The sequence below is a fragment of the Rhizobium sp. AG207R genome, from assembly GCF_027109195.1.
GTDB lineage: Bacteria > Pseudomonadota > Alphaproteobacteria > Rhizobiales > Rhizobiaceae > Rhizobium > Rhizobium dioscoreae.
In genome coordinates this window covers 84,895-97,044 of the sequence record NZ_JAEPVT010000001.1, presented here as the reverse complement: position 1 = coordinate 97,044, position 12,150 = coordinate 84,895, and the positions used below count along the sequence as shown (strand labels likewise).

The 12,150-nt window shown below is 55.5% G+C and carries 7 protein-coding genes; 4 read left to right on the top strand and 3 right to left on the bottom strand.

Features of this window, described 5'->3' with window-relative positions; translation table 11 throughout:
• The first annotated feature begins 421 nt into the window (after nucleotides 1–421).
• Together JJQ51_RS00385 and JJQ51_RS00380 are read left to right on the top strand one after the other, a co-directional pair.
• The gene (locus JJQ51_RS00385) at nucleotides 422–2,476 is read left to right on the top strand and encodes an O-linked N-acetylglucosamine transferase, SPINDLY family protein (RefSeq protein ID WP_269244118.1); all 2,055 of its coding nucleotides are present in this window, start codon (nucleotides 422–424) and stop codon (nucleotides 2,474–2,476) included.
• A 33-nt stretch (nucleotides 2,477–2,509) separates the two neighbouring features.
• Nucleotides 2,510–3,766 (top strand): hypothetical protein, encoded by a 1,257-nt coding sequence (locus JJQ51_RS00380; protein ID WP_269244117.1) that lies wholly within the window; start codon nucleotides 2,510–2,512, stop codon nucleotides 3,764–3,766.
• 814 nt (nucleotides 3,767–4,580) lie between these two features.
• On the opposite strand, the gene JJQ51_RS00375 is transcribed toward JJQ51_RS00380, so the two are convergent.
• Complete coding sequence (locus tag JJQ51_RS00375; RefSeq protein ID WP_269244116.1) at nucleotides 4,581–6,791, bottom strand: beta strand repeat-containing protein; 2,211 nt, start codon at nucleotides 6,789–6,791, stop codon at nucleotides 4,581–4,583.
• A 615-nt stretch (nucleotides 6,792–7,406) separates the two neighbouring features.
• Here JJQ51_RS00375 and JJQ51_RS00370 point away from each other — a divergent pair.
• On the top strand, nucleotides 7,407–8,834 hold the full coding sequence (locus JJQ51_RS00370) for a sensor domain-containing diguanylate cyclase (RefSeq protein ID WP_269244115.1): 1,428 nt from the start codon (nucleotides 7,407–7,409) through the stop codon (nucleotides 8,832–8,834).
• Nucleotides 8,835–9,340: 506 nt separating this feature from the next.
• Here JJQ51_RS00370 and JJQ51_RS00365 read toward each other — a convergent pair.
• Nucleotides 9,341–9,838, bottom strand: a complete 498-nt coding sequence (locus tag JJQ51_RS00365; protein ID WP_113396041.1) for a GNAT family N-acetyltransferase — start codon at nucleotides 9,836–9,838, stop codon at nucleotides 9,341–9,343.
• Nucleotides 9,835–10,131 (bottom strand): type II toxin-antitoxin system TacA family antitoxin, encoded by a 297-nt coding sequence (locus tag JJQ51_RS00360; RefSeq protein ID WP_113396042.1) that lies wholly within the window; start codon nucleotides 10,129–10,131, stop codon nucleotides 9,835–9,837. The genes JJQ51_RS00365 and JJQ51_RS00360 overlap by 4 nt, the downstream gene beginning before the upstream one ends.
• Before the next feature lie 385 nt (nucleotides 10,132–10,516).
• Here JJQ51_RS00360 and JJQ51_RS00355 point away from each other — a divergent pair, with 385 nt between their 5' ends.
• A complete protein-coding gene (locus JJQ51_RS00355) occupies nucleotides 10,517–11,683 on the top strand; it encodes an IS110-like element ISRel9 family transposase (protein ID WP_011053406.1) in 1,167 nt (388 codons plus the stop codon).
• Nucleotides 11,684–12,150 lie beyond the last annotated feature (467 nt).

The following is a 12,150-nucleotide window of genomic DNA, read 5'->3' as shown; positions in this document are numbered from 1 at the left end:
TAAGTACTTTTTGGAAAAATAGTAAGTATTCTATATCAATATATCATAACCTGAAGTTGTTAGCGGTCGCGACATAAATGCTATTATATAGAAAATAGATCGGATCAGCTATTCTGATTTATATTATTATGAGGCGTATCTTATTTAGGCAAATAAAATAAGATGAATTAAAGTCATTAACTTGAGAAAATGGTACATCCTTAAGAAACACGAATCCACGAGAGTAATTACACCAGAACCACGATATAAACAACTTATGATTACTCAATATGCAGGCAAGAATTTACCGGAAGTTGATATTAATACTATAGCCTCAGGGGACACTGACAAGCCCAAAGCAAGCTAGAATCGATAGACGGGTGCAATGGCGATGTCCTTTAGCGCGAGGACGGGCCGAAACATCGTTTGTCACGGGATGTCCATGCTCATCAACAATGCATTTGCCACGAGTGCTCCCTCTCCGCTTGCGGAGCTGCAGAACAAGGCTCGCAGCCAACAGCTACCACTGCCCGAGCTCTTACAGGCCGTCGAAGCCTTGAGCGCGAGCGGCAAGACGGCTCTGACAACCGAGCTCTACAAGACGTGGATAGCATTCAACGACACGCATCCCCTACTCCACATTATCTATTTCAATTACTCGGTCGCCCTGCGACAGATCGGGGATGTCGCCGGCGCCATCAACGCCCTGCGCACCTGTCTCAAGATCGAGCCTCGCTTCGGGCAAGCACATGTAAACCTTGGTCGTGCGCTTGAAGACTGCGGCCTGACGGGCCAGGCCATCCAACAGTGGCGCAGTTATCTGGAGGCGACCAACGAAATCAGTGCCGAACGAACCAATCATCGTCTGATGATGCTGCAGCATGTTGGCCGGGTGCTTGAGAACGCGGGTCGTTTCGAGGAAGCAGAGATGGCGCTATGGCAAGCTATCGAGCTGCGGCCGGATAAGCCTGAATCCGCCCAGCATTGGACGGCACTGCGCCAGCGTCAATGCAAGTGGCCAACTCTCGTGGTGTCAGAACATGTCTCCACGCGCCAATTGCTCGACGCCATGTCACCCTTGACACTTTCCTGTCATGCCGACGATCCGCTGTTTCAGCTCGCGAAGGCCTATCGTTACAACAAGCAACTCGTCGGACAGCCCGACTTGAAAGATTTTCCGCGCCAGCTTCCGCGCATGAAGTGCGGAACCGGACAGCGCTTGCGCGTCGGTTATGTCTCGTCGGATCTGCGGGATCACGCCGTCGGCTTTGCGTTGAGCGAGGTGCTGGAGCTGCACGACAAAAGCAGTGTCGAAATCTTCGCCTATTATTGTGGTGAGCAGCGAACGAACGATCCCACGCAGGACCGAATCAAGAATGCGGTCGATTGCTGGCGTGATATTTCCGGCCTAGGCGACGTGGATGCAGCTGTACGGATTATCACGGATAAAATCGATATCCTGATTGACGTAAATGGATATACGAAGCATGCGAGAACGAAAATTTTCGCCTTGCGCCCCGCCCCCGTGATCGTCAATTTCTGCGGCTATCCCGGCACGATGGGCAGTCCTCATCATCAATATATCATCGCCGACGAGCATATCATCCCACCCGGAAACGAAATCTATTTCACGGAAAAGGTGCTGCGGATCGGCTGCAATCAGCCAGTCGACCGCAAACGGCTAATCAGCTCCAAACCAAGCCGTGCGGATGTCGGATTGCCCGAGGACGCCTTTATATTCGCCTGCTTCAACGGCATGCAGAAAATCACGCAAGCATGCTTTGCTCGCTGGATGACGATCCTCGCGGCGGTCCCTGAAAGCATTCTATGGCTGCTCGGAGGAGAGGAAGATGTCAATCAACGCCTGCGCCAGGCCGCCGTGCGAAGCGGCGTTGCGCCCGAGCGCCTTATATTCGCATCAAAGGCCGCCAATCCGGATCATCTCGCGCGAATTGGACTGGCCGACCTTTTCCTGGACACATTCCCCTATGGAGCACACTCGACGGCCTCCGATGCCCTGACCATGGGCCTACCCGTGCTGACCTTCCCCGGCAAGGGCTTTGCTGCGCGCTTCTGCAATAGCATCGTTTCCGCCGCGGGAGTGGGTGACCTGATTTGTCATGGACCGGAAGATTATGTGAGGAAGGCCGTCGACTTTGCGATGCAACCAGATCGACTGGCGGTGATCAAGGCTTCATTGCAGCGCCAGCGAGACACGAGCGTCCTACGTGACATGCCGGCCACGGCGCGGCGTCTTGAGGGGTTGTTCTGGCAAATGCAGGGTGAATGTGAGCGTGGCGAAACGCCGATCCCCGATCTGCGCAATCTCGATCTCTATTACGAGATCGGCGCGGAAATCGTCTCGGAGAATGTCGAGTTTGAGGACGACGTAGCTTATCGGCAGCGGTACATCGAAAAGCTGGCCGAGCGGCACGACTATGCACCGATCTCACCCGACGGCCGCCTATGGCCCGCGTCTGTCAATCCAAAGCCTTAAGCGACTCATTCGTTTCAAATCTCTGAGGATTTCATGACTCCCGTTATCCTGGTCACCTTTGCCGGCAGGCAAAAGAGAATGGAAATTCTGACCCACTATATCCGGCAGGCGATGGCGCGCGGTATAATCGACGAATGGCATATCTGGGATTTCACGCGTTCGCAGCACGACCATGAGTGGGTCACCCAGGAATTCGGTCCGGTACGCTACATGGAATGCGGTGCGCGATATCAGCTGGTTGGAACGGTTGCCGACCAGACTTCATTTCGCACGACCGCGGCGATCAGCAATGATCTTCACATTGCGATCCTGCCGCACGACGACAAAGACCATTTCTATGAAATAGTCGTGGGTGGCTGGGACAATCAGTACACGGCTTTACGCAAAATGCCGCGAAGCGAATTGCTGACTTTCGAGCGTACGAATGAATCGGAAATATGGAGCAGAACGACCCCCGGAATTCTCTCACCTGGCATACCCAACCAAATCGTTCTCAAGAGTGGTGAACGTGGTGTCCAACTGTATGTCAACCATGTGAATGTTGGGCAATGGAATGATTTACGATTTTCGTTAGGCGCATCCATCATGATACGCGGAGGATGGGGCGCGAATCTGGAACTAGGAGACACTCGTTCGCGCACGCAGCGGTTTCTCGGCAATCCGGAGGAAAAACCTCCATATTCTCAGGCCTATAATTACTACGCGACCAGGCTGCAGAACTATTCTGATACGATCTTCCTGAAGTGCGACGACGACATTGTCTATATCGACATCGACAAGCTTGATGATTTCATCGAGTTCAGGCGGAGCAATCCCAACTATTTCATCGTCTCCGCCAATGTCGTGAACAATGGTGTATGCGCCTATTGGCAACAGGCCGCGGGCTCGCTTCCCGAACATCTCGGCCAGTTTGAATGGCCACAGGGCGGATTCGGCGGAAGTCTGTGGCAGAGTGGAATGCGGGCGAACGAACTGCATGATCATTTTCTAAAGACTCACGATAAGCGGCTGCCATTGCCCGCCAAGGTGGTCGAATGGACCGAGCGTCAGTCGATCAATTTCATTGCCTGGCTCGGGAAGGACCTGGTTCACATGGCGCTCCCCAAAAGCGATGACGAAGGCCTCTTGACGATCGAGCTACCGGCGCTTCTCAATCGTCCCACAGCCATTTATTCCGATCTCATGGTGAGCCATCTCAGCTTCGGACCACAAGAAAACGAAATTGATGCGGACCGTCTGATCGATGCATATGGCGCTTTGTTGGAAACGACGATCGGGAAACGCGGTTGAGCCGCCATGTTAACTGGGCTCACTGTCAATCCGCGGATCTACCTTACAATTCACAGCGATTGGAAAGGCGATTGTCTGGACGACGGACACTCACCACGATCGGCGCTGCCTTTCGGCCTTCCTTGAAAAACCATGACACAGACGTTGTGCATAGAGAATGAGTTGGATGAGCGTCATGTCGCCGCGCGGGCAGCGTTTCTCAGTCGAGATATCCGCGACTGCCTATCGCTGGTTTCTCCAGACTTGCATTATCGCTAGGCTGATGGGAAGGTGATCGACCGCCCGCAGCTGATGCGGATGTAGCCAGACATTTCGCCGGCGTTACAGAGCAAATTGGCACGTCTCACGCGCGCAACTGGCCATTGAACAGGGCGAGGCGATCGAGACGCTCGTGCAGATCATAACCCTTGAGCTAACGGCCCTTCTTTTCATTCATCGCGTTTGGAAAATAAGCCGACATGCCACTTACGGGTGGGTCAAGCCAACCGGAACCTAGGTGGTTGGCGGGGTGAATGTGCATTCGGAGTATATTCGACACGCGTGCTGGCGGCTTGGCTTTAGCAAACGCATGTAGCACGAGTTTTTGAGGCTAAGTTTCAAGCTGTTGAATTCCAGCTGAGATTCATCTTAAATGCTATTCGTCTTCCATATGCTCCTGCTTCGCAGGCGATCTCCAAGCCGAAAGACCGGTTACTTCGCGGCTTCTCGACAGCTCATTTCCGAGCTCAGCTGACGAACGAGGCCTTTCAGCCTTTGGCTGCGACCAAGGCCCACCGTACCGACAATTTTCAGACATCGCACATAGGCGACATGGTCAACTGAAAGCCGTATAGGCGGCAATGAGGGCCGCAGCTTGGTCCGAGTTTAATGCTTTTTCTTGAGTTGTCGTGATGGCGTTCAGCTGGCTGCTGGACAACAGGGAGATATCATCGGCGGAAAGCCCCGGCAGACCCCGAACGCTAATCGCTCTAATTTGGTTGCTCGTAAGAGAGGCAATATCCTGGGAGGATAGAGCACCGATCTCTACGCTGGTCAGAGCGCCGATCTCCGCGGTCGATAGAGCCGCGATCTGAGACGTCGACAGCACCGCGATCTGGTCGCTGGTCAGAGCCGCGATCGAACCGGTCTTCATCGCGGCGATTTGAGTGGTCGAAAGCACCGCCACGGCGTCGGTGCTCAGAGCCGCGACCTGCTTCGAGTTCAACGCTGTAATATGGGCGGAACTCAAAACATGAACCTGACCGGTCGTCAATGCAGCGATCTGGCCGGATGTCAGCGCCGCGATCTGCGCCGTCTTCAGGTTGGCGATCACACCGGTCGAGAGCAATGCGATATTATCAGTGGACAGTTGCGAAAGGGCATGCGCACTGATGGATCCAATCTGGCCGCTCGACAAGGCCGCGATGTCTTGCGACGATAGAACACCGATCTCCGTGCTGATTAACGCACCAATCTGCCCGGTCGACAGAGCCGCGACCTGTGATGTCGATAGTGCCGCAATCTCATCGCTGGTGAGAGCCGCGATCGAACCAGTCTTCATCGCGGCAATTTGAGTGGTCGAAAGGACCGCCACGGCGTCAGTGCTCAAAGCCGCGACCTGCTTCGGGCTCAACGCTGCGATCTGGGCAGAACTCAGAACATGAACCTGGCCAGTCGTCAGCACACCCAGCTGGCCGGACGCCAGCGCCGCGATCTGTGCCGTCTTCAAATTCGCGATGACGCCGGTCGATAGCAACGCGACGTTATCAGTGGAAAGCTGCGAGAGCGCGCGCGCATTGATGGATCCAATCTGGTTGCTCGACAAGGCCGCGATGTCTTGCGACGACAGGGCACCGATCTCCGTGCTGGTCAGAGCGCCGATCTCCGCGGTCGACAGAGCCGCGATCTGGGACGTCGCGAGCGCCGCGATCTGATCGCTGGTGAGAGCCGCGATCGAGCCGGTCTTCATCGCGGCGATCTGGACCGTCGAAAGCACCGCCACGGCATCGGTGCTTAAAGCCGCGACTTGCTTCGGGCTCAACGCCGCGATCTGGGCGGAGCTCAACACTCGGACTTGACTGGTCGTCAGCACACCCAGCTGGCTGGACGCCAGCGCCGCGATTTGTGTGGTCTTCAGATTGGCGATGACGCCGGTCGAGAGCAAAGCGATGTTATCGGTGGACAGTTGCGATAGGGCGTGCGCGTTGATGGCTTCGATCTGGCTGCTCGAAAGAGCGGTAATATCCTGGGACGACAGGGTACCGATCTCCGTGCTGGTCAGAGCGCCGATCTCCGCGGTCGACAGAGCCGCGATCTGGGATGTCGAGAGCGCCGCGATCTGGTCGCTGGTGAGAGCCGCGATCGAACCGGTCTTCATCGCCGCAATTTGAGTGGTCGAAAGGACCGCCACGGCGTCGGTGCTCAGAGCCGCGACTTGCTTCGGGCTCAACGCCGCGACCTGGGCAGAGCTCAGAACATGAACCTGACCGGTCTTCAATGCCGCGATCTGGCTGGATGTCAGCGCCGCGACCTGCGTGGTCTTCAGGTTGGCGATCACACCGGTCGAGAGCAAAGCGATATTATCGGTGGAAAGCCGCGATAAGGCCGATGCATTGATGGATCCAATCTGAATGCTCGAAAGAGCGACAATATCCTCGGATGACAGAGCACCAATCTCTGTGCTGGTCATAGCAGCGATCTGGCCAGTCGACAGGGCTGCGATCTGGAATGTCGATAACCCAGCGACCTGCGTGCTGGTGAGAGCCTTCAGCGTGGTCGTTGAAACCCCCTGGACCTGGGCCGATGAGAGAACAGCCAGTTGGTCAAGCCCCAGGCCCACAATGGCGCTCGCCGATATGGCGCTCATCTGTTGACTGGTGAGAACGGCAATATCCTGCGTACTCAATGCAGCGAGCTGGGCTGAGGTTAGCGCCTTGATCTGGCCTGTACCAAGTGCGCCAATCTCGTTCGTGTTCAACGAGGCAATCGTGGCGGTTGGAAGAGAACGGATCAGATTGGCAGGCAGAGAGGAAATAATCGACGTCATGAAAAGCGTCCTCGATATTGACTTGGTCGCGCCTTGCTTGTCCCGCTTTGTAGGAAGGCTAGCTGATTTTCGGATGGTCCGTCGGCTCGACACTCAATGCCACGAATAGAAGTAACCACGAACTGACCGACCGCATTTGTATTCACAGCGCCGCTGTAGACGGGAATGTTTCTTGCTGACCTCCATAACTGACGCACCTGATCCGAGGCTTGCGCAATCAAGGCAAAGTCTTTTTGCTGCGTGTTCAATAAGATGCGAACTCTGGTGGACTATCAGCGCTCTTTCGGCCGGACGCGCACATACTAAGGGAGCTCCTGCGAGACTTGCGTCACGGAAGCCACCTGCTTGTTCTCAGCGATTTGCAATTTGGTGAGGATGGTCTCAATTGCATCTTTCGTGGCTCATTGCGCTAGACCCTTTGACGTCGTAACAGGCTCCCGTGCCGTTCGGTATCATTGGGCTGTCGTTGTGGAAGCTCCCCCGAAATATGGGCTGTCCCAAGGAAAACGAGACGCGGGAAATGCGCTTCAAGTCTATGCGCGATAACGTCACAGTAAGCTCTGAGATCTAATGTGGACATCACTATCCACAAGTCATTGGGGACGACGAGCAGACATGCGTTTCTTACATATCCGGCTCCTCGGCCCAGCAATCGTCGGCATAGCCTTATTCATCGCTGCAATGGCCACCTTTCCCTACTATGGCGTGAAGCGGATCGATGCTGAGGCACGACGAAGCCAGGAGATGCTCGTTGAACGGAATATCTCCCTGTGGATTTCCGATGTCGAATTTTCCCTGACAGCCTGGACCATTTGGGACGAGGCCATCGCAAAGCTAGATAATTCCTTTGATCAAAAGTGGGCTGACAGAAATATCGGGGCATCCTTGATCGGCACATCGAGAACACGTTCCGCGGTGGTCCTCGATTCCCATGACGCGATCATCTACTCACGGACGGATGACACCGTAAAGGACAAGCCGTTTTTCGCGCGTGGTCCCGCGGCAATGGTCAAGGATGCTTCCGAGCTTCTCACAGCCATCCGCTCCCGCGAGCCACGACCGGCAAAACCAGGCATTCCATCACCGTTGGCGACGAGCCGAATTGAGGTGATGGGAGACGAGGCGGTCCTGCTTACTGTCAGCCTGTTCCAGCCGGATTTTGGGACTTTCAAACCCAAAGGCAACCGCGCGCCCGTGCTCATCACAGCCATGCCGATCGGCGGTACCCTGCAAGATTTCTTCGGTAAGCGCTTTCTGCTCAATAACGCGCAAATCGGTCCCCTTCCCACAGTCTCACCCGATCGCGCTCGTGCCGAAATCGCCGTGGGAACGCAGGGTGAAATTGAAGTTCTATCCTGGCTTCCGCCAACGCCTGCTTCCGACTTCGTTTGGCAATCGTTACCTTTGATCTTGACCGTGGGGTTGGTTCTTGTCGCCGGCGCCGCGCTGATGATCCACATGACGCAGACAGCAGCCCAGATGCTGATGAACCGGGAACGGCAGATGCGGCATGCCGCAACACATGATTTCCTGACGGGCCTTTCCAACCGCTCACTGCTGGAGGCGGAATTTTCCACCTTGGCAAAAAAAGGGCCGTTGATGATCGCTTGCCTCGATCTCGATGGCTTTAAGGCCGTTAACGATACTTGCGGCCATGCTATGGGCGATGAGCTGCTAAAGGTCGTGGCCACGCGGCTGCGAGCAGGTGTCCGCCCGCAGGACAGGATTTTTCGGCTGGGCGGGGACGAGTTCGCTATCATGATGCCGGGCCTCTCTGCGGCAGAGGCTGCGGAAATCTGTCAACAATTGGCAACATCTCTTTCAGCCAAAGTGCTTCTGCTAGGCCAAGAAATCGCCATTGGCGCTTCGTTTGGGATTAGCGAGGTTTCGAGAGGCGAAACAAGCTGCGAGGCTGCCCTCAAAGGCGCTGACGCGGCACTTTATTGCGCAAAATCGATCGCGCGCGGCGCTGTCGTCATAGAGTCGGATATGGACAAATACAAAACCGGCTCTCAGGCGCTAAAAATGGTCGCTCATCGTTGAACATTTGTAGCGGCATTTCGCATTCCTGACTCGAACTTAGACGGTCCTTCGAACTCGTTTGCTATCACCGAACTGCTGGGATAAGAGAATAAAGCGCGGCAATGCTATCTTTCCGCAACCGGACAAGACTCAATCCCGCGAAGAAGTTTACATCGACGTCCTCACGCTTCGGAATCCCGGCCAAGGTCTGCTCTTGACTGGACGACCCTTCGCTTGCCGATCATGAGCGTCGGGCTGTCCGATGCTGTCAAACTGTCCGACACGTGCGGGCCACCAGATGCATCTCTCGGATACGATGTCGTCGCTCGAGAATTGACGAGTGAATTATTCTCGCCGCGCTGGATTGGCGCTGCTCCGTTCGCGGTCGAAGCTTAGACACAGTTTGGGGCGCTCTGCCTCGGCCGCCCTTTTCGCGATCAGTCGTCGATGATAACCACTTTTCCGAAAATACAGCGACTTAGAGCAGAGATAGAATGCATCCAACCGAAATTACTGATGAGTTTCGCTTAAGGGTTCAGCGCCTGATTGAGGTCATGCAATCCGACCATCAGCATCATGGGGTCGGACGGAGAAGACAGAAAGCCCACGGCCTCATAGAAGGCTCGTGCGTCATCTGAAATCGCATGAACCAGCATGCCTCGGATGCCAAGTACTTCAGCGGCATTGAGCAGGCGCAGGCCCGCATCGCGCACTAATGCCCTGCCGAGACCACGCCCCTGGTAGGACTGATCAATGGCGAGGCGACCAAGCACAGCGACCGGAATTGGATCTGGCATATTGCGCCGAAAACGGCCAGGCGCTTCCGGCTGTTTGACAGCGCCGGAGGCGAGTGCGTAATAGGCAATGACGCGGCTCTCCTCGCACACGACGAAGGTCCGCGATGCGCCGCTCGTTTGATTAGAACGCGCGCGACGTCGCAACCAGTCGTCCAACTCAAGGACCCCGGAATTAAACTCGGCCAGCTGATGATGATCGGCCAGGGGTGCCGGTGCGCTGAGGGTCACGCCTCATCCCACGGTGCTTTGGTCGACATGGTGCGTGCTAAACGCTCATTGGGCTGCGTGGGTGCATCGAGCCGAGCAAGATATTCAGCATAGATTTCGGGACTTACCGTGAAGATAGTGCGATCGAGCAGCACTTCCTCTGCTCGCCGCTCGGAAGCCTCCAACATGAAATCCGTGCGCGTCTTACCAAGCAACTCAGCGGCGCGATCGATCAAGTTGCGGGTCGCAGGCTTGATCCGCATATTCAGCGGTACGCTTGCGTCCGGGCTTTTGCTTGTATGTGAGGTCGGCATTGGAAACTCCTTTTGCCCCCATATAGCGTAACGACAATATCTTTACAAGGCTCGTATAGATATTGTCGTTACATATTTCGAGCAATCCAATTTTCGCGGTGCTTAATGCGCTAAGCAATTGAAAACCGGTCTCTTAATTAAGCGGAGCGTTGATGTCAAAGCTGGATAGGGCTGCGACGTGGTCAGCCGGTTAGAAACGCGACAACAGGGTCTTCTTGTTCTGACGATCAGCCCCCGGTCCGACCGGCTGGGCCGGGTTGAAAGGGCGGAGCGGGGGCGGGTAATGAAGCTCCCCTTCGGCTTTAGATCCCATGAGGAGTGAACAGCGGCCGCCGCTCTGGCAGAGTGAGGTTGCATCAAAACACTCGCTCAGGAGGAGCAGTTTATGGAACCTGCATCCATTCATCCGACCGCTGTCCGCATTGATCTTGGCGCAATTTTTGTATCATTGGAACTGAGCCGATCGACCTGGTTGATCACTTCGTTGTCGCCGGGCAGTGGCGAGAAGATGTCGAAGCACGTAGTGGCCGGTGGCAATGTAGCCGAGCTGCTGGATCGATTTGAGCAGCTACAACAGAAGGCGCGGTTGAGAACAGGGAAGTTATTTCCCATCGTGACGATCCAAGAGGCAGGATTGGACGGCTTCTGGATCCACCGCGTGCTGGAGACTCACGGCATCGAGAGTTACGTCGTCGACGCAGCTTCGATCGCGACTTCCCGTCGACGTCGGCGTGCGAAGACCGACAAGATCGATGGAGAGGCTCTGACGCGCACATTGCTTGCGTTCAAGCGCGGCGAGCCTCGCGTCTGTGCGATGGTCAGAGCGCCAGATCCGAAGGACGAAGATCGGCGTCGGATTTGCCGGGAACGCAAAGTTTTGATTGCTGAGCGGGTCAGGCATGTCAATCGCGTGAAGGGGCTACTCTTCGCTCAAGGCGTCAGCGGCTATCAACCGCTCCGTAAGGATCGCCGTCAGCGGCTGGAGGAACTCCAGACCGGAGATGGGCGCGAGTTACCGAAACACCTGAAGGCTCAAATCAATCGCGAACTCGACCGTCTCGAGTTGCTGCTGGAACAGATCGCTGCAGTGGAGAGCGAGCGTAATTCTCTCCTATCGATGGACGAGCAGCCAGCGGTTGAGGCAACCTCGCCCGCAGCGATGCTGCTGTCCTTAAAGGGTGTTGGCGCTGAATTTGCCGCCGTTCTTTGGACCGAAGCCCTGTCCCGGCATTTTGATAATCGGCGGCAGATTGCCGCCTATGCAGGTTTGACACCAACCCCATGGATGAGCGGGACCATCGACCACGAACAGGGTGTCTCAAAGGCAGGAAACCCTCGGCTGCGCACTACGATGATCCAACTGTCTTGGTTGTGGCTACGCAATCAGCCAGCATCAGCGCTTAGCCGTTGGTTTGTGGATCGGGTTCAGTCGAATGGTGGACGCTTAAAGAAAGCCGCGATAGTGGCCCTGGCGCGCAAACTCCTTATCGCGCTGTGGAAGTTTGTCACTGCGGGTGTTGTCATCGAGGGGGCTGTCATGAAGACCGCCTGACGACCCCAAAAGATTGCCGAATACACAAATCTTCCAGGACTGATCACTCCTGGCGGATCCAGGTGAGCGAACCGCCTCAAAGTCGGGCTTTAAATGCCGCGCTTTAGATTGGTCCCGTTCTCCTGAGCCTTGCCGCTACGAAAGCGGGATAATGGTGCTGCCGGGCAAAACGGCGACCGTATGTGAGTTTGAACCGGTGACGGAAACGTGCCGCGTCATGCAAGGTGGCTCAGACCATGGGTTCGATACAAAATCGAAAAGGCAAGCTATGAAACTATGATTGAACTTGACGGCGAAATCCTCATGTGAGCTTTCTCAGTAGCAATTCTTCTATCGCCGGCTGATACTCGTTTGCACCGCATGGGGCGAGTAGGGATCAAAGCGCAACGATGCTTCCGGAAATCAAGTTGCAGGGTGACGTCGATGTCGCCGCGCTGTCGCCACTTATTCGCGGCATGCTTCTTGCT